Origin of the sequence: Mycobacterium sp. (assembly GCF_046095365.1) — a bacterium.
Lineage (GTDB): Bacteria > Actinomycetota > Actinomycetes > Mycobacteriales > Mycobacteriaceae > Mycobacterium.
Map to the genome: position 1 here is coordinate 1 of NZ_JBJTJF010000083.1, position 18,246 is coordinate 18,246.

Here is an 18,246-nt window from a genome sequence, read left to right on the forward strand (position 1 = left end):
GCCGAACCGGACCCCCCGCCCCCGCCGCCGAACTCGGGCATCGGCAGCGCGTTGGGGCAGAGCGGTGCGGCTCCGGCGGGCCCGTTCGGGCTACCCGACCTGTCGGCCTACACCAGCACCCTGATCCTGGGCCAGAATCCCGTTCCGGCGGCGCCAGGCGAGGCCCCTGCGCCGGCCATCCCCGACCTCAGCGCCTTCGCCCCCGACTACCTGCTGCCGCAGAACCTCGCCCCGGCCGCGCCGGGCGAGGGGACACCGGCGCCCGGCCTCGGCGCGAACCAGGACCTGCCGGGCACCGGCCGGATCGCGTTCCTGCGCCGGATCTACGAGATGTACCAGAACGGGGCGCTGCGGGGAGGACTCCTCGGTCAGCAGTCCCCGGAGGAATTCGGCCAGGAAATCGCCCAGCCGGCCGGACCGGTCCCGCCGCCGCCTGCCGGCTGAGCGGGCCCCGGGCTGTCAGCACTCGCGGGGGCCTCGCTGCACACCCTGCGGCAGAAAACGTGGTGGCCGCCGCCGCGCTGCTGGGCTACCTCGGCTTCGTCTGATCCTCCGATAGGTTCAAACCGTGCGAGTCGACGGACGCGAGGTCACCGTAACGGGGAGCCTGCTGCAACCGCTGACCCGCCGCACCAACGAGATCGTCCGGCTGGCGCTGGCGTCGGTGTTCCTGGCGATCGTCATCTTCAGTTCGCTGATCACCCGCAGCGACTGGGTGGGCCTGGAGAAGTCGATCTCGCGGATCGTCGGGGTGCTCACCCCGGCCCAGTCCAACGCCGTCTACCTCGTCTACGGCATCGCGATCGTCGCTCTGCCGTTCCTGATCCTGATCGCCCTGATCGCCGGACGGCAGTGGAAGATGCTCGGCGCCTACGCGGCCGCGGGTTTCATCGCGGTGCTGTCGCTGTCGATCAGCGGCCAGGGCATCGCCGCCCCGCGGTGGCACTTCGACCTGACTCAGCGGCTGTCGACGATGCTGTCGCAGTTCCTCGACGACCCCCGCTGGATCGCCATGCTGGCGGCGATGCTGACGGTGTCCGGCCCGTGGCTGCCGGCACGCTGGCGGAGGTGGTGGTGGGGTCTGCTGCTGGCCTTCGTTCCGATCCACCTTGTGGTCAGCGCGGTGGTGCCGGCCCGCTCGCTGCTCGGCCTGGCGGTGGGATGGTTCGTCGGGGCGCTGGTGGTGCTGCTGGTCGGCACCCCGGCCCTGGAGGTGCCGCTGGAGGGCGCCGTGCGGGCACTGGCACGGCGCGGGTTCGTCGCCGGCGAACTGACCGTGGTCCGGCCGGGCGGGCGGGGCCCGCTGGAGCTCTCCGCCGCGGACGAATCCGGAAACCGGGCCGTCATAGAACTGTACGGACCGAACCAGCGCAGCGGCGGGGCCGTACGGCAGTTCTGGCGCTGGCTTATGTTGCGGGACAACGAGACCGCTCCGCTGCAGATGTCTCTGCACCGGGCCGTCGAGCACCGCGCGCTGATGACCATCGCGGTCGGCGACCTGGGTGTGGCCAACACCGCAACCCTGAGCCTGACCGGACTGGAACGCGGCTGGACCATGTTCGCCCACAGCCCGCAACGGGGGACCGTGCTGGAACACCTCACCGACGGGGACGTCGTCGACGCGGTGTGGCAGTCGTTCGGCGTCCTGCACCGCAACCAGATCTCACACGGGGATCTGCGCGCCGGCGAGATCACCGTCGACTCCGGGACGGCGTTGTTCGGCGGCTTCGGCAGTTCGGAGTACGGCGCCTCCGAGGAGCAGCTGCAGGCCGACATCGCCGCGCTGCTGGCCACCACCTCCGACCGGTTCGGCGCACGGGCAGCGGTGCGCGCGGCGATCGACGTGCTGGGCACCGACACCGTGCTGGACGCCTCCCGCCGGCTGACCCGCTCGGCGCTGCCGGCCCGCATCCGCAAGAGCCTGACCGACCCCAAAGCCGTGCTGGCGGCCGCGCGCGACGAAGTCAAGATGCAGACCGGGGCCGCCGACATCCAGACCGAGACCATCACCCGATTCACCCGCAAGCAGATCATTCAGTTGGTCCTGCTGGTGGCGCTGGTCTACGTCGCCTACCCGTTCATCAGCACGGTGCCCACCTTCTTCACCGAACTGCGTCAGGCGAACTGGTGGTGGGCACTGCTGGGCCTGTTCGTCTCGGCCATGACCTATGTGGGGGCGGCCGCCGGGCTGTGGGCCTGCGCCGGTGAGGTGGTCTCGTTCCGGCACCTGGTGATCATGCAGTTCGCCAACACCTTCGCCGCCACCACGACTCCGGCCGGTGTGGGCGGCCTGGCGCTGAGCACCCGGTTCCTGCAGAAGGCGGGCCTGGGCACGGTGCGGGCCACCGCCGCGGTGGCCGTGCAGCAGGCGGTGCAGGTGATCACCCACGTCGCGCTGCTGATCTTCTTCTCCGTCGCCGCCGGCGCCTCGGCCGACCTGTCCCACTTCGTGCCCAAGCTCACCCTGGTCTACCTGATCGGCGGTCTGGCCCTGGGCGCCGTGGGCGCATTCCTGTTCGTACCGAAGCTGCGGCTCTGGCTGGAGACCGCGGTGCGGCCCAAGATCAACGAGGTCGGCAGCGACCTGGTCGAACTCGTCCGCGAGCCCAAACGCTTCGCGCTGATCGTCTTGGGTTGCGCCGGAACGACTCTCGGTGCCGCGCTGACACTGTGGGCCAGCGTCCAGGCGTTCGGCGGCACCACCAACTTCGTCACGGTCACGGTGGTGACGATGGTCGGCGGGACGCTGGCCTCGGCGGCCCCGACCCCTGGCGGCGTCGGCGCGGTGGAGGCGGCGCTGATCGGCGGCCTGGCTGCCTTCGGGGTGCCCACCGCGATCGCCGTCCCGGCCGTGCTGCTCTACCGGGTGCTGACGGTCTGGATCCCGGTGTTCGTCGGCTGGCCGATCATGCGCTGGCTCAGCGCCCGGGACATGATCTGAAGGATGACCGTGAAGCCCTGGCACGACCTGTCCGGACACGTCGCCCTGGTCACCGGCGGCAACAGCGGAATCGGACTGGGCATGGCCCGCGGACTGCGCCGGGCCGGCGCGGCGGTGGCGATCTGGGGCACCAACGCCGAGCGCAACGAGTCCGCCGTCGCGGAGTTGACCGCCGAGCGGTCCGGCGCCCCGGTCGCGGCGTTCCGGGTCGACGTCAGCGACGAGGACGCGGTGGCCGCCGGCGTCGAGGCGACCCTGGCGGAATTCGGCCGGATCGACTCCTGCTTCGCCAACGCCGGAGTACCCGGTCACTCGTCCCCAATCGAGCAGATGCCCACCGAGGAGTGGCGGCGGGTGATGGCGGTCAACCTCGACGGCCAGTTCTACACCGTGCGGGCGGTGGCCGGGCACATGAAGCAGCGGGGTTCGGGCTCGATCGTGTTCACCAGCAGCGTCTCCATGAGCGACGGACTGGCGTTCGCCACCCACTACGCGGGAGCCAAGGCGGCTCTGACGGCCATGGCACGAGGGCTGGCGGTGGAGTTGGCGCGCAACGGGATCCGCGTCAACGCGCTGGTGCCGGGCTGGACCCGGGCGGCGATGACCGAGGGGCTGCTCAGCTCCCCGGCCGCGCAGTCCAAGATCCTGCCCCGGGTGCCGCTGCGGCGCTGGGGGACCCCGGAGGATTTCGAGGCGGTCGCGGTCTTCCTGGCCGGCCCGGGGTCTGGGTACATCACCGGGCAGACTCTGGTGATCGACGGGGGCTACACGGTTTTCTAGTCGGCCGGATGGCCTGCGACCGGATCGGCCTGGCGGCCGCGCAACCGACGGAGCGCACCCAGCGGGTCGGCGTAGATGCTGCTCAGCGAGACGATGCCGGCGCCCGCCTCCTGCACCCGGCCGCCGAAGCCGGTCACCCTGATCTCCCGCACACCCAGCAGCGAGCGTTCGGCGAAAGCGGCACGCACCGCTCGGATGCCGTCCGGGAAGTCGGTGAAGGCCTGGCCTCCGACGACCACTTCGTCGGGGTTGAGCATGTCGCGCAGCAGGGCCACGGCGCCGCCGAGGATCCGCGCCCGCTCAGCGAGCAGCTCGCGCGCGTCAACCGCCGACGGACCCTGGCCCTCCTTGGCGAGCCGCAGCAGCACCGGCAGTGACGAGTTGGGTCCGGCAGCGGGCAGCAGCCCGCGCTTGCGGGCCGCGGCGAGGATGGCTTCGTCGCTGACGGTCGACTCCAATTGCCCTGTGCCACCTAATGACTCGGAATAGACCGGCAGGCCGGCAATCGTCCCCGGTCCGCTGGCCGGTGTGTAGACCCCGCCGTCGATCACCTGCGCGAAGCCGACGGTCTCGCGGGCGTAGATGTAGAGGCTGCTACCTCCGCCGTGCGGGTGCTTGCCGATCAGCAGCTCCGCGCCGGCCATCGCGTCCACGTGGGAGGCCACCGACACCGGCAACCCGAGTTCGTCACCCAGCACCGGCCCGGCGGGGGCCTGCGCCCAGCCCAGTCGCGGGTGGTCGACGGTGCCGTTGACGCTGTCCACCACGCCGCCTACGGCCACGCCGATCCACAGCGCGCGACGCCGGTGCCAACGACTCAGGTAGCGGCGGGTGCTGTGCGCGAGCGAAGCCAGCGCCGCCTCCTGGCCACCGGTCGGGGTTGGCGTCTCCACCGCGTCGAGGGTGCGGCCGAGCAGGTCACTGGCGACGATGTTGGTGGTGCGAGCGCCGATGTGGACGCCGACGGTCAGGTAGCGCTCGTGGTTGACCTCGACCGGGATCCGGGGCCGGCCGATGGCGCCCGGCACGGCCAGGTCGGGGCGCTCCCGCAGTAACTGTGCATCCAGCAGGGAGCTGACCTGCCGGTTGACCGTGGCTATGGACAGGTCACTGGTGGTGGCGATGACGTCGCGCGCGACCGGGCCGTGCTGTCGTGCCACGGCGAATACCGCCGCCGCGGCGGACTCCGGCTTGCGAAGCGCCGGCGGAACGACATTGGCGAGAACACTGCGGCGACTGCGGGGCGCCGCTTTGGATGTGCCGGGGTTGGTGACCAAGGTGTGTCCTACGAAAGTCGGGGCGGGTTGGGAGTGCCGTGCCGATCGCTTCGCTTCAGGAACCGGGCAATCTGGGATCAGGCGCAGCGGCGAATCAGACGACGACATGAGCCGCGCTGATCAGACCCGAACACCCTCGAAACCAGACCCGAACACCCTCGAAACTTAGCACGGCTTGTGGCCATTCCACTCCGCGTGAGCCGAACTCCAAGCCTCTGACCTGCAACGACGTCGCTCACGACTTCAGATCGCAGTGATCTTAGATATTCACCGCGGCCGGGCTGCGCGAAACAGTGGCGACGTGTCCGTGTTCGCTGATATAGCGCTGCCCGAAGCAGCCCGATCCGAGCGCAGAGTCCCGCAGGACTGGGGCCGGCTGGGCCGGCTCGTTCTGCCTGCGCTGTCGGTGCTGGTGTTCTTCGGCGTCTGGCAGGGCGCCGCGGCGAGCGGGATCTGGAACCAGACCTTCGTGCCCTTCCCGAGCACGGTGTGGCGGGCGTTTCTGGATGTCTCCACCACCCATGACGGCGTCCGCGGGTACGCCGGGTATCTGCTGTGGGAGCACCTGTACATGACTCTGCGGCGGGTCCTGGCCGGCGTGGTCGTCGGGGTCGCCCTCGGTGTGTTGCTCGGTCTCGTGATGGGGTCGATCCCCTGGGTGCGCAGCATTCTCGAGCCGTGGCTGACCTTCCTGCGGGCGCTGCCCCCGCTGGCCTACTTCTTCCTGCTGGTGATCTGGCTGGGAATCGACGAGGCCCCGAAAGTCACCCTGCTTGCGCTGGCCGCGCTGCCTCCGGCTGCGGTCGCCACCACCGCGGCGGTGGTCGCCGCGCCCGTCGGGCTGATCGAGGCGGCCCGCGCGCTGGGGGCCTCGAGGTGGCAGGTCGTCAGAGACGTCGTCGTCCCCTCGGCGCTGCCGGAGACCTTCACGGGGATCCGGCTGGCGGTCGGCATGGCCTACTCCTCGGTTGTCGCCGCGGAGTTGTTCAACGGCATCCCCGGAATCGGCGGGCTGGTCAAGGACGCGAGCAACTACAACAACACGCCCGTGGTGCTGGTGGGCATCTTCGCGATCGGGATCTCGGGACTGATCATCGACGGACTGCTGCGTGCCGTGGAACGCCGTGCGGTGCCCTGGAGGGGGAAGGCATGACCGCCAACAGGTTCCATGCGCTGGTTGCGGCGATCGTGTTGGCGACTTCACTGAGCGGTTGCGCGATCGACCACTCCAAGCCGGACAACGCCAAGCAGACGATCCGCATCGCCTACCAGACGCTGCTCAGCGGTGATCTCATCGTCAAGAACAACAAATGGCTCGAACAGGCTCTGCCCGACTACAACATCAAGTGGACGAAGTTCGACTCCGGCGCCGACGTCAACACCGCCTTCATCGCCAAGCAGGTCGACTTCGGAACACTGGGCTCAAGCCCGATAGCCCGCGGCCTGTCGGCCCCGTTGAACATCCCCTACAGCGTCGCCTTCATCCTCGACGTCGCGGGCGACAACGAGGCGCTGGTCGCGCGGGATGGAACCGGCATCACCGCAGTCGCCGACCTCAAAGGCAAGAGGATTGCCACGCCGTTCGCCTCCACGGCGCACTACAGCCTGCTGGCGGCGCTCGCCCAGAACGGCCTGTCCCCGAGCGACGTCCAGTTGATCGACCTGCAGCCGCAGGCCATCCTGGCGGCCTGGGACCGGGGCGACATCGCGGCGGCGTACACCTGGCTGCCCACCCTGGAGCAACTGGAGAAGTCGGGCAAGACGCTGATCACCAGCCGGGAACTGGCCGCCAAGGGCAAGCCGACGGCCGACCTGGCCGCGGTCTCCAACAGCTTCGCCAAGGACAACCCGAAGGTCGTCGACGTGTGGCGCCAGCAGCAGGCTCGGGCACTGGCCGAGATCAAGAACGATCCGGACCTGGCGGCCAAGGCCATCGCCTCGGAAGTGTCGCTGAGCCCGGATGAGGTCGCGGGCCAGCTGAAGAAGGCGGTGTTTCTGACCCCCGAGGAGATCGCCTCCCCGGAGTGGCTCGGCACCGAAGGCAAGCCGGGCAACCTGGCCGCGAATCTTCAAAGCGCCTCGGATTTCCTGGCCGGCCAGAAGCAGATCCCCGCGCCGGCGCCGTTGAGCACTTTCCAGAACGCCCTCTACACGACGGGACTGCCCGATGTCCTTACCCGGTGAAGTCCTCGACGCCCACTCCGACGCGGACCGGTCGGGGAACGCCCTGGAGGTCAGGGATGTTCGGCACTCTTACGCCTCGACGCCGGTTCTCGGGCCGGTCGACTTGTCCGTCGCCGCGGGATCATTCCTGGTCCTGGTCGGTGCGTCCGGCTGCGGTAAGAGCACGCTGCTGCGCCTGATCGCAGGCTTCGAACGCCCCGGCCAGGGAGAGGTGCTGGTCTCTGGCCGCCCGCCGACGCCGGGTGTGAGCGCCGGGGTGGTCTTCCAGCAGCCCAGGCTCTTTCCCTGGCGTTCGGTGGGCGGGAATGTGGAGTTGGCGCTGAAGTACGCCGGCGTTCCGGCCGAGCAGCGAGCCGGTCGCCGGGACGAACTGCTGGACCGCGTCGGGCTGGACGGCATCGCCCACCGCAAGATCTGGGAGATCAGCGGCGGGCAGCAACAACGCGTTGCGATCGCGCGTGCGCTGGCCTCCGAGCGCTCCGGCGACGCCCTGCTGTTGATGGACGAACCGTTCGCGGCGCTGGACGCCCTCACCCGGGAACGACTTCAGGAGGACGTGCGAAATGTCAGCGCGGAGTCCGGCCGCACCACCGTCTTCGTCACCCACAGCGCCGACGAGGCGGTGTTCCTCGGCAGTCGCATCGTCGTGCTGACCCAGCGACCCGGCCGAATCGCGCTCGATCTCGCCGTGGATTTCCCCCGAACGAGCGTGGACTTCGACGAACTCCGCCGCTCTCCCGAATACCTGACGCTCCGCCAGGAAGTCAGCCACGCCGTCAAAGCCGCCGCGGCCTGAAAGGAACCCGTGTTCGCGAAGTTCTTCTGGTTCCTGCCGACCAACGGTGACAGCCGTTCGATTGTCGGGGCCTCACACGCCACCCAGCACCACACCCTGCCACCCGGCTACCGGGCCCCCGATCGGCGCTACCTCGCCGAGATAGCCCGGGCGGTCGACCGACTCGGATATGAGGGAGTGCTCACTCCCACCGGAACCTGGTGTGAGGACGCGTGGGTGACGGCCGCGAGCCTGCTCGCCGAGACCGAACGGCTCAAGTTCCTGATCGCATTCCGGCCCGGACTCGTCCCGCCGACGCTCGCCGCACAACAGGCGGCCACGTTCCAGCGCTTCTCGGACGGCCGGTTGCTGCTCAATGTGGTCACCGGCGGCGAGGACGCCGAGCAACAGCGCTTCGGCGACTGGCTGGGCCATGACGAACGCTATTCGCGCACCGGGGATTTCCTGCGTGTCGTGACCGACATCTGGAGTGGCAGGTCCGTTGACTTCGACAGTGAGTTCTACCGGATCCGCGACGGTCTGGTGTCCGCCCCACCCGACCCACTGCCCGACCTGTACTTCGGCGGATCGTCCCCGGCCGCGCTGCCGATCGCCGCGGAGTTCATCGACGTCTACCTGACCTGGGGCGAACCACCCGCTGCCGCGGCCGCAAAGATCGAACGGGTCCGGGAGTTGGCCGACAAGCGCGGCCGCACACTGCGCTACGGCATCCGTCTGCACACGATAAGCCGTGACACCTCGGCCGAGGCATGGGCGGTCGCGGAGAAGCTCGTGGCCGAGCTGTCACCCGAGCAGATCGCGCAGGCGACCCGGCAGAACAGCAGTTCGGAGTCCGAGGGGCAGCGGCGAATGACAGCACTGCATGGGGGCAGGGTCGACCAGCTTGAGATCTACCCCAACCTCTGGGCGGGCGTCGGACTGGTCCGCGGCGGCGCGGGCACCGCTCTCGTCGGCAGCCACGAGGAGGTGGCCAATCTGATCGTCGAGTACCACTCGAAGGGATTCGACGAGTTCATTCTCTCCGGCTATCCCCACCTCGAGGAGGCCTACTGGTTCGCCGAGGGAGTTCTACCGATCCTCCGAGCAAAAGGAGTAACCCAGCAATGACAACGGAGTATGCCTGTCCGGTCCTGTCCACCGCCGACGCGATAGCGTCGGCCCGCGAACTCGCGGCAGACTTCGCCAAGGGGGCCGCGGACCGCGACCGCAACCGCGCGTTGCCGTTCGCCGAACTCGACCGGCTCTCGGCCAGCGGACTGCTGGCGATCACCGTGCCCACCGAACTCGGCGGGGCCGACCTGCCGCCCAGCGCGGTCGCCGAGGTGTTCCGGATCCTGGCCACCGCCGACCCCAACATCGCTCAGATCCCGCACAGCCACTTCGTCTACGTCAACCTGCTGCGACTGGCCGGGTCACCGGATCAGAAGGCGCACTGGTGCGATCAACTGCTGCGGGGTGCGCGGATCGCCAACGCCCAGGCCGAGCGCAACGGCCCGACCGCCGCGGACGTCGCCACCACCCTCACCCCCGTCGACGGCGGCCGCTTCCGCGTCGACGGCACGAAGTACTACTGCACGGGGTCGGTGTTCGCCGACGTTCTTGCCGTGCTGACCGTCCTGGATGATCCGGATGGCAGCAGCGGGCTGCCTGCCGGCCAGTACGTCGCCTTTCTGCCCGCCGACACCCCGGGGGTGAAGATCCTCGACGACTGGGACGCGCTGGGGCAGCGGACCACCGCCAGCGGCACGATCGTCTTCGACGGGGTGACGGTCGACGGTGCCCACGTGATCGCGCGGGCCGCCGCGGTGAACGCGCCGACGGGTTACGGCGCCTTCGCCCAGCTGATGCATGCCGCCATCGACCTCGGCATCGCCCGGGGGGCGCTGGAGGCCGCCGCGGCATTCGTCCGGGAGAAGAGCCGGCCCTGGTTCGAGGCCGGCGTTACACGGGCGATCGACGACCCGCTGCTCATTCAGCGGTTCGGCGAGCTGGCCGTGACGGTCGCGGCGGCCGAGGCCGCCTTCGGAGTCGCCGGATCCGCCCTGGACACCGTGATGCACGCCGGTCACAGCGCCGAGCAGGCCGCCGAGGCCTCGCTCGCCGTGGCGACGGCCAAGACGCTGGCGGACAAGGCCTCGACGGAGGTCTCGAGTGCGTTGTTCGAACTCGGCGGAACACGCAGCACCGCAGTCGATCTCAACCTCAGCCACTTCTGGCGCAACGCGCGCACGCACACCGTTCACGACCCGATCCGGTGGAAGTACCAGCACATCGGCCGGGCCCTGCTGCACGGGACGCCGCCGCCGCTGCACTCGGCGATCTGAGACGGCCGGCTAGAGCACCTGCGACAGGAAGCGCTGCAGCCGTTCGGTCTCGGCCGCGGTGAAGATCTGCTCCGGCGGACCCGACTCGAGCACCACGCCGTGGTCCATGAAGACCACGGAGTCGGCCGAGGACCGGGCGAAACCCATTTCGTGGGTGACCGCGACCATCGTCATCCCGTCGGCGCCGAGTTCGGCGATCAGCCCGAGTATCCCCTTGACCAGTTCGGGATCCAGCGCCGAGGTGGCCTCGTCGAAGAACATCACCTCGGGCTCCATGGCAAGCGCTCTGGCGATCGCGACCCGCTGCTGCTGCCCGCCTGAGAGCGTCGCGGGCCGGACATCGGCTTTGTGCCGCAACCCGACCCGCTCGAGCTGGTCGAGCGCGAGCTCGCGGGCCTCGTCGGCCGGCAGGCCCCGGATCCTGCGTGGCGCCAGCGTGACGTTGTCGAGCACGGTCTTGTGCGGGAAAAGGTTGAAGTGCTGGAACACCATGCCGATTCGCTGGCGCAGCTTGTCGGGATCGTCATCGAGCACCGACCGCCCGTCGAGGAGGATGTCGCCGCGGTCGGGCTCGTAGAGCCGGTTGAGGCTGCGCAGCAGCGTGGACTTGCCGGAACCGGACGGCCCGATGATCGCCGCGGTCGTGCCCGCCGGAACGTCGAGGTTCACCCCGTTCAGCACGGCGTTGGAGCCGAACGACAGGTGAATGTCGCGCGCCCCCAACGACACCGACGCGGGACGGGCGCGATCCCCGGTGCTCACACCATCTCCTGGGCTGCCGCCGGGGGCACGGTTTCGTCCTCCTCGGGCGGCTTGCCGCGACGCAGCCGCTCGTCGATACGGTTGACCAGATGGGTGAGCGGGACGGTGAGGGCCAGATAGAACAGTCCCGCGGCGACCAGCGGTGAGAGATTCCCGGTCTGGGCGTTGAGGTCACGGCCGACCTGGAACAGTTCGCGCTGGCTTGCAACCAGTCCGAGGAAGTACACCAGTGAGGACGCCTTCAGCAGCGAGATGAACTGGTTCATCAGGGCCGGCAACACCCGGCGCACCCCCTGCGGCACGACCACCAGTCGCATCGACGACGGGTAACTGAATCCCAGCGCGCGGGAGGCCTCCAACTGACCGGGGTCGACGCTCTGGATGCCCGACCGCAGGATCTCGCCGATGTAGGCGGCCGCCATCAGACCGAGCGCGGCGATGCCGAGCGGATACGGGTTGTTCCCGGTGAGGGGTCCGACGAGCGGACCGATGCCCAGCCCGATGATCAGGATGATCACCACCTCGGGCAGGCCCCGGAAGATATCGGTGTAGATCCGCGCGGGCACCCGCAGCCACGCCGACCGGGAGATCCCCGCGACCGCCAGCAGCAGGCCCAGACCGAGGCCGATGACGCTCGCGCAGAACGTCAGGATCAGGGTGTTGGGCAGGCCGGTCTTGAGCAGGTCCGGGATGGCCTTCTTGTACAGATCCCAGTCCAGGAAGGATTCCCGAAGCTGGGTGAACACCGATTTGTTGCCGACGACCGGTGCGGCGGCCGCCGGGGCCGCGCTGGCCGCTATGGCGGTGAAGTCGGGAAGCTTCGGCAGCGGCGCGGCCTTCGAACCCGGCTTCCAGCCCGGCGGCAGCGCCCGCGGCACCCAGTCGGAGTACAGCCGCGACCAGGTGCCGTCGGCGATCACGGCGTCCAGGCCCGCATTGAGGGCGTCGATCAGCGGCTGGTTCTCCTTGGCCACCGCGTAGGCGACGAAGTTGTCCAGGCTGAAGGTGTTCTCGACGATCACCGCCGGGTCACCCGGACGCACCGTGCCCTGGGCCTGCTGCGAGGGGGCGACCCAGGCGTCGACCTGTTTGCTCTTCAGGCTCGCATACACGGTGTTGTAGTCCGGGAACTTCACCGGCTGCAGACCGAGGGTGTCGACGACGTAGGCCTCCTGCACCGTGCCCTGCACGACGCCGACTCGTTGTCCCGGGCCCAGCTGGTCGAATCCGGTGATCGACGACCCCGCGGGCACCACCAGCGAGAAGTAGCCGAAGTCATAACCGTTGGTGAATCCGACTGTGCGCCTGCGCGCCTCGGTGGTGGTGATCGACGACGAGCCGGCGTCGAAACGCCGGCTGGCGACCTGGGCCAGCAGGCCGGAGAAATCGGTGCCGACGAACTTGATCTTCAAACCGATCTTCTCGGCGACCGCACGCAGGACTTCGTTGTCGAATCCGGTGAACTGTCCCTGGGAGTTGATACAGACACTCGGCGGCGCATCCGACAGCGTGCCGACCGTCAGCGTCCCAGGGGTGATCAGCCGCAGCGCATCGGTCTTCACGGCGGTCAGCGGCTCGGTGTTCGCGGTGGTGTACTTGTCCTCCCCCGGCCCCGCCGCGGCGGCGGCCAGGTTCGTCGGCAGCGCACTGGCCGACTGCTCACCGGGCGGCGAACACTGGTCGGCGCCGGCGTTGACGGGGAACGTCAGCGCCAGCGCCAGCAGCAGTGACAGCAGCGCGCCGACGCGCGCCGCAAGCCTCACACCGTGGTCCAGTCGACGTCGAACTGGACGACCAGCTGGGTGGGCACCGCGAGGGCCAGAGGGGTGCAGTGCCCGCCCGCCTCGTCGCACACCACGCCGGTGAGCACCCGCCCCCCGAAACCGGTTGCCTCGCCGGGCACCTCAACAGTGAGGGTGACCCCGGCAGTGCCCCGCCTGGTGCGCAGATAGAACTCCTCGCGCGGCCGGATCAGCGCCGAGGCCTCGGCCACGCCGCCGCTGACGACCCGAGTCCGGCCCGATGCGCTGACGGTGGCGGCGTCGGTGGTCACCAGCCGCAGCGGCCCGACGAGGTTGCCGTCCACGGTGGCGTCGTCGACCAGCAGCGAGGGTGTGACGGCGGCTTCCCGGGCGGCGCGCGCGCCCGCGAGCAGGTATGCGTAGAGATGGACCACGAACTCGGAGTTCCGGTAGCGCTTCGACCCGTCGAGATCGAAGCTCACGTTGTCGACGGTCGCCTCACCGTCGACGAGCAGGCGATAGCTGTGATGCCCGCCGTCCCGCTCACCGGGCCGGCTGTCGGAGACCGTGCTCCCGACGCCGAGAGACCGGGCCACCCGGCCACCTCCCGGCGGAACCGTCACCGTGGACGCCGCGACGTCGGCCCACATCTCGCCGCCGAGCGACTTCTGCAACCTCAGTGCCGCTCCGGTCACCGTCGACACCTCTGCCACGAAGCCACTCAATTGCCGATCGCCATCGAATTCGACTGTGATGCAATGCTGTTGCGATTCGACGCGGATCGGGACGTCCAAGGGACGGTCGTCGAGCTCGAGTCCGTTGGTCAGTCTCCAAATCGCCGCCTGGGTGCCGGCGATCGCCTCGTGGTCGGCGATGTTGCGATTGCCCAGCGGATAGCCGGCCGCCCGAAGCCGAGCGCTGAGGACCGTTGTCGGCAGAGTCGGGTAGGAGTTGCGGATGATCCAGTCCACCTCGGCCTCGTGGTCCCGCGTCTGCAGTTGCGGTACCGCCGCCCAGGTGTCTGCGGCATATCGCGACGGCCGGGTCGGGGCCCGCCCGCCGAAGTCCAGCGAGTAGGCCTCGATGTTCGGGTTGAGCCGGATCAAATCGGTGTGCGCGCAGGACCCGTCGGTGAAGAAGATGGTGTCCACGGTGTGCGAGTAGGTCCCACCCCGGTAGCGGGTCATGCGCGAGACGTCGACTCCGGGGCTGGGCTGTATGCGCCGCCGCACCGCGAGTCGCGGCGGCGCCGGGGCCAGCACGGGCAGGGCAGTCATCGATTGATCTCTGTTCGGTCGTGTTGGACGGCGCGGGTAGCCAGGGGTGCCGGCCGAGCGCCAGGATTTACGGCGTCAGCGATTCAACGACAACAGGAATGCACATTGCAGCGCGAGGAGTCTGAGCGCGGCGACGTTTGCTGGTGCATCGCCAAACCATACAAGACCACGCGCGGGCGGCCGGTATTTACATCACCCCTGATTCAAACCTCCCCAATCCGGGCAGAAACCCTCATGATGCTGGGGTCAATTCGAAAACATGGAGGAACAGATGGCGGCCGCCCAGAACGAATCACAGGCGCTCGGTGCTCTCGCGGCGAGGCAGTTGGCCAATGCCACCAAGACGGTGCCGCAACTGGAGACCATCACCCCGCGGTTCCTCCTGCATCTGCTGAGCTGGGTTCCCGTCGAGGCCGGCATCTACCGGGTCAACCGGGTGGTGAACCCCGAGCGGGTCGCGATCCACGCCGAGATCGGCGGGGAGAACATCGAAGACCCGCTGCCGCAGACCTACGTCGACTACCAGACCAGCCCCCGCGAGGTGACGCTGCGCGCGATCTCCACCCTGCTCGACGTCCACACCCGGGTGTCGGACCTCTACTCCAGCCCGCACGACCAGGTCGCCCAGCAGCTTCGGCTGACGGTGGAGACCATCAAGGAGCGCCAGGAGTCGGAGCTCGTCAACAACCCCGAGTACGGACTGCTCTCCCAGGTCACGCCGGAACAGACCATCAAGACCCTCGCCGGCGCTCCGACACCGGACGACCTCGATGCGCTGCTGACCAAGGTGTGGAAGACGCCGGCCTTCTTCCTCACCCACCCGCTGGGAGTGGCCGCGTTCGGACGCGAGTGCACCTACCGCGGCGTACCGCCGGTGGTCGTCAACCTGTTCGGCGCGCAGTTCATCACCTGGCGCGGCATCCCCATCATCCCCACCGACAAGGTGCCCGTGGAGAAGGGCAAGACCAAGTTCATCCTGGTGCGCACCGGTGAGGAGCGCCAGGGCGTCGTCGCCCTATACCAGCCGGGGCTGGCCGGCGAGCAGGCTCCGGGCCTGTCGGTGCGGTTCACCGGCATCAACCGGTCGGGGATCGCGTCCTACCTGGTGACGCTGTACTCGTCGCTGGCGGTGCTCACCGATGACGCCCTGGCCGTGCTCGAGGGAGCGGCCGTCGACAACTACCACACCTACAAGTGAGCGACGAGCTTCCGTTCAGCGAGGCTGAGCTCGCGGCGCTGGCCACGCAGATGTTCGGGGGGCCGGGTAACGACACCCCGCCGCAGACGGTTCCGCTGGCGCCGCGGGGTTCGGTGCCCGACGTCACCGCCGCCACCGGGTTCGGCACGACCGCCCTGGGTGTCGCGCCGGTCGGCGTCCCGGCGGGCGCGCTGCCGTCATCGGCCGACGTCGTCGTCCCCCAGCCGGTGAGCCCGGGCCCGGATTTCATTCCGCCGCAGATGGTTCCGGTGGCGCCGCGCGGCGAAATGCCGGACACCTCGACCGCGGCCTCGGCACTGCCCGACGTCGCCGTCCCCGCCGGTATCGTGCCGACGCTGCCCGGCGTCCTGGCGGGCGCGACGCGGGCGGGGCCGGCGTCGCCGTCGCTCAGCTCGTTCGCCATCCCCGGCTTCCCGCTCGAGGTTCCGGCACTGCCGCACCTGGGCTTCCCGACGACGCCGAGCTTCGACTCACCGGCGCTGCCGGCGGCACCGGTGACGAGTGACGAGGCGAAGTACTACTTCACCTCGGCGTTCGCCCCGGTTAACGGTTTCGGGAGCCCTGTTCCACAGCTGCCCGACTCGCACGAGGTCTTCGACGTTCACCGGCTGCGCGCCGACTTCCCGATCCTGCGCGAGACCGTCAACGGCCACCCGCTGATCTGGTTCGACAACGCCGCCACGACCCAGAAACCGCAGGCGGTCATCGACCGGATCGCCTACTTCTACGCCCACGAGAACTCCAACATCCACCGCGCGGCTCACGAACTGGCGGCTCGGGCCACCGACGCCTACGAGGAGGCCCGCGAGACGGTCCGCAGGTTCATCGGGGCCCCGAAGTCCGAACAGGTCATCTTCGTGCGCGGCACCACCGAGGCCATCAACCTGGTGGCGAAGTCGTGGGGCGCCAAGCACCTGCGCCCCGGTGACGAGATCGTCGTCACCATTCTCGAGCACCACGCGAACATCGTCCCCTGGCAGATGATCGCCGCGCAGACCGGCGCGGTCCTGAAATTCGCCCCGGTCGACGATGCCGGCAACCTGCTGCTGGACCGGTTCGAGGATCTGCTCGGCCCACGCACGAAATTCGTCTCGGCAACCCACCTCTCCAATGCACTGGGCACGGTCAACCCGGTACACGACATCGTCGCCATGGGACACCGCTACGGCGCCCGCGTCCTGATCGACGGCGCCCAGTCAGTCCCCCACGTGCCGATCGACGTGGCCGGCTGCGGCGCGGACTTCTTCGTCTTCTCCGGGCACAAGATCTTCGGCCCGACGGGGATCGGCGTGCTGTACGGCACCGAGGAGGTCCTCGCCGAGACCCCCCCGTGGCAGGGCGGAGGCAACATGATCGCCGACGTCACCACCGAGCGTGCCATCTACCAGGGTTTGCCCAACAAGTTCGAGGCGGGTACCGGCAATATCGCCGACGCCGTCGGCCTCGGTGAGGCCCTGCGTTACGTCGAGAAGGTCGGCGTCGAGCGGATCGCTGAATACGAACACGCTCTGCTGGAGTACGCCACGCCGCGACTGGCCGCCATCCCGGGCGTGCGCATCGTCGGCACCGCCGACCACAAGGCCAGCGTGCTGTCCTTCGTGCTGGCCGGTCACGACTCCATCGAGGTGGGCAAGGCACTGAACTCCGAGGGGATCGCGGTGCGGGCCGGACACCACTGCGCGCAGCCGATCCTGCGCCGGATGGGCCTGGAAATGACCGTCCGTCCCTCGTTCGCCTTCTACAACACCTTCGATGAGATCGACACCTTCCTGGCCGCCGTGCGGCGAATCGCCGATGGGAGTCTGTCCCCCGGGCAGCCGACCCTTGACGATCCGAACAGCCGCCACGGGTGCGGCGGATAGCTGAACGGAACAGAGCGGGCGCATGAGCAGAATCGCCGAGGACATCACCGAACTGACCGGTAGCACTCCGCTGGTCCGGCTGCGCCGGGTGACCGACGGGGCCGGCGCCGAAGTGGTGGCCAAGCTGGAGTCCTTCAACCCGGCGGGCAGCGTCAAAGACCGGATCGGGGTGGCGATGATCGACGCCGCCGAACAGGCCGGTCTGCTGGGACCCGACACCGTCATCCTGGAGCCCACAAGCGGTAACACCGGGATTGCGCTAGCGATGGTCTGCGCGGCCCGCGGCTACAAGTGCGTGCTCACGATGCCCGAGACGATGAGCCTGGAACGCCGGATTCTGCTGCGCGCCTATGGGGCTGAGCTGATCCTGACACCAGGCCCGGAAGGTATGCCGGGCGCCATCGCCAAGGCCGAGGAACTGGCAAAGACAGACCAGCGGTACTTCATACCGCAGCAGTTCGAGAACCCGGCGAACCCGGCGGTCCACCGCGCGACCACCGCGGAGGAGATCTGGCGCGACACCGACGGCACGGTCGACATCGTCGTCGCCGGAGTCGGCACCGGCGGGACCATCACCGGAGTCGGCGAGGTCATCAAAGAGCGCAAGCCTTCGGCGCAATTGATCGCCGTCGAACCGGCGGCTTCCCCGGTGCTGTCCGGCGGGCAGAAGGGGCCGCATCCGATTCAGGGCATCGGCGCGGGCTTCGTCCCGCCGGTACTCGACTCCGACGTGGTGGACGAGATCATCGGCGTCGGCAACGACGAGTCTTTCGACATGGCACGGCGCCTGGCCAAGGAGGAGGGCCTGCTGGTGGGCATCTCCTCCGGCGCGGCGACGTGGGCCGCGGTGGAGGTGGCGAAGCGGCCGGAGAACGCCGGCAAGCTCATCGTGGTGGTCCTTCCCAGCTTCGGCGAACGGTATCTGAGCACCGCGTTGTTCGCGGGCCTGGCGGACTGACCGTGCTGTCGGCGATCCGCTGCGACATCCGCCGGGTCAGGAAAGAGGATCCCGCGGCACGGTCCACTCTGGAGGTCGTCCTGTGCTACCCGGGCCTGCAGGCGGTGTGGGTGCACCGGGTCAG

Annotated in this window: 15 protein-coding genes; 11 read left to right on the top strand and 4 right to left on the bottom strand. The window is 69.1% G+C overall.

Annotated features, from left to right (window positions below):
• From ACKOQ4_RS07240 to ACKOQ4_RS07250, 3 genes are all read left to right on the top strand, one after another.
• The coding region (locus ACKOQ4_RS07240; RefSeq protein WP_526290310.1) for a hypothetical protein at positions 1 to 444 on the top strand (444 nt) is incomplete at its 5' end.
• Between the two features lie 124 nt (positions 445 to 568).
• On the top strand, positions 569 to 2,941 hold the full coding sequence (locus tag ACKOQ4_RS07245; protein WP_526290312.1) for a lysylphosphatidylglycerol synthase transmembrane domain-containing protein: 2,373 nt from the start codon (positions 569 to 571) through the stop codon (positions 2,939 to 2,941).
• 3 nt (positions 2,942 to 2,944) lie between these two features.
• Entirely contained in the window at positions 2,945 to 3,721 is a 777-nt protein-coding gene (locus ACKOQ4_RS07250; RefSeq protein WP_526290314.1) for an SDR family NAD(P)-dependent oxidoreductase, read from the top strand.
• On the opposite strand, the gene ACKOQ4_RS07255 is transcribed toward ACKOQ4_RS07250, so the two are convergent.
• A complete protein-coding gene (locus ACKOQ4_RS07255; protein WP_526290316.1) occupies positions 3,718 to 4,998 on the bottom strand; it encodes an ROK family protein in 1,281 nt (426 codons plus the stop codon). The genes ACKOQ4_RS07250 and ACKOQ4_RS07255 overlap by 4 nt on opposite strands.
• Before the next feature lie 301 nt (positions 4,999 to 5,299).
• Between ACKOQ4_RS07255 and ACKOQ4_RS07260 the strand changes: the two genes are divergently transcribed.
• From ACKOQ4_RS07260 to ACKOQ4_RS07280, 5 genes are read left to right on the top strand one after another with little or no spacing between them, the layout of a single operon-like run.
• A complete protein-coding gene (locus tag ACKOQ4_RS07260; RefSeq protein ID WP_526290318.1) occupies positions 5,300 to 6,151 on the top strand; it encodes an ABC transporter permease in 852 nt (283 codons plus the stop codon).
• Positions 6,148 to 7,182, top strand: a complete 1,035-nt coding sequence (locus ACKOQ4_RS07265; protein WP_526290320.1) for a taurine ABC transporter substrate-binding protein — start codon at positions 6,148 to 6,150, stop codon at positions 7,180 to 7,182. Before ACKOQ4_RS07260 ends, ACKOQ4_RS07265 begins: the two co-directional genes overlap by 4 nt.
• A complete protein-coding gene (locus tag ACKOQ4_RS07270; RefSeq protein WP_526290323.1) occupies positions 7,166 to 7,978 on the top strand; it encodes an ABC transporter ATP-binding protein in 813 nt (270 codons plus the stop codon). Before ACKOQ4_RS07265 ends, ACKOQ4_RS07270 begins: the two co-directional genes overlap by 17 nt.
• A 9-nt stretch (positions 7,979 to 7,987) precedes the next feature.
• The gene (locus tag ACKOQ4_RS07275) at positions 7,988 to 9,085 is read left to right on the top strand and encodes an LLM class flavin-dependent oxidoreductase (RefSeq protein ID WP_526290325.1); all 1,098 of its coding nucleotides are present in this window, start codon (positions 7,988 to 7,990) and stop codon (positions 9,083 to 9,085) included.
• Positions 9,082 to 10,302: an SfnB family sulfur acquisition oxidoreductase gene (locus tag ACKOQ4_RS07280; protein WP_526290328.1), complete on the top strand. Its 1,221-nt coding sequence runs from the start codon at positions 9,082 to 9,084 to the stop codon at positions 10,300 to 10,302. The genes ACKOQ4_RS07275 and ACKOQ4_RS07280 overlap by 4 nt, the downstream gene beginning before the upstream one ends.
• 9 nt (positions 10,303 to 10,311) lie before the next feature.
• Here the strand turns inward: ACKOQ4_RS07280 and ACKOQ4_RS07285 are convergent, their stop codons facing one another.
• Genes ACKOQ4_RS07285 through ACKOQ4_RS07295 form a run of 3 tightly spaced genes read right to left on the bottom strand, consistent with a single transcriptional unit; the run spans position 10,312 to position 14,083 of the window.
• The gene (locus ACKOQ4_RS07285; RefSeq protein ID WP_526290330.1) at positions 10,312 to 11,064 is read right to left on the bottom strand and encodes an amino acid ABC transporter ATP-binding protein; all 753 of its coding nucleotides are present in this window, start codon (positions 11,062 to 11,064) and stop codon (positions 10,312 to 10,314) included.
• Positions 11,061 to 12,827 (bottom strand): ABC transporter substrate-binding protein/permease, encoded by a 1,767-nt coding sequence (locus ACKOQ4_RS07290; RefSeq protein WP_526290332.1) that lies wholly within the window; start codon positions 12,825 to 12,827, stop codon positions 11,061 to 11,063. Before ACKOQ4_RS07290 ends, ACKOQ4_RS07285 begins: the two co-directional genes overlap by 4 nt.
• The gene (locus ACKOQ4_RS07295) at positions 12,824 to 14,083 is read right to left on the bottom strand and encodes a TQXA domain-containing protein (protein WP_526290334.1); all 1,260 of its coding nucleotides are present in this window, start codon (positions 14,081 to 14,083) and stop codon (positions 12,824 to 12,826) included. The genes ACKOQ4_RS07290 and ACKOQ4_RS07295 overlap by 4 nt, the downstream gene beginning before the upstream one ends.
• Positions 14,084 to 14,354: 271 nt before the next feature.
• On the opposite strand from ACKOQ4_RS07295, the gene ACKOQ4_RS07300 reads away from it, so the two are divergent.
• From ACKOQ4_RS07300 to cysK, 3 genes are read left to right on the top strand one after another with little or no spacing between them, the layout of a single operon-like run.
• Positions 14,355 to 15,281, top strand: coding sequence for a family 2A encapsulin nanocompartment shell protein (locus ACKOQ4_RS07300; RefSeq protein ID WP_526290338.1), 927 nt, complete (start codon positions 14,355 to 14,357; stop codon positions 15,279 to 15,281).
• 50 nt (positions 15,282 to 15,331) lie between these two features.
• Positions 15,332 to 17,164: a family 2A encapsulin nanocompartment cargo protein cysteine desulfurase gene (locus ACKOQ4_RS07305; protein WP_526290340.1), complete on the top strand. Its 1,833-nt coding sequence runs from the start codon at positions 15,332 to 15,334 to the stop codon at positions 17,162 to 17,164.
• Positions 17,165 to 17,186: 22 nt separating this feature from the next.
• Complete coding sequence (gene cysK, locus ACKOQ4_RS07310; protein ID WP_526290336.1) at positions 17,187 to 18,122, top strand: cysteine synthase A; 936 nt, start codon at positions 17,187 to 17,189, stop codon at positions 18,120 to 18,122.
• Positions 18,123 to 18,246: the final 124 nt, after the last annotated feature.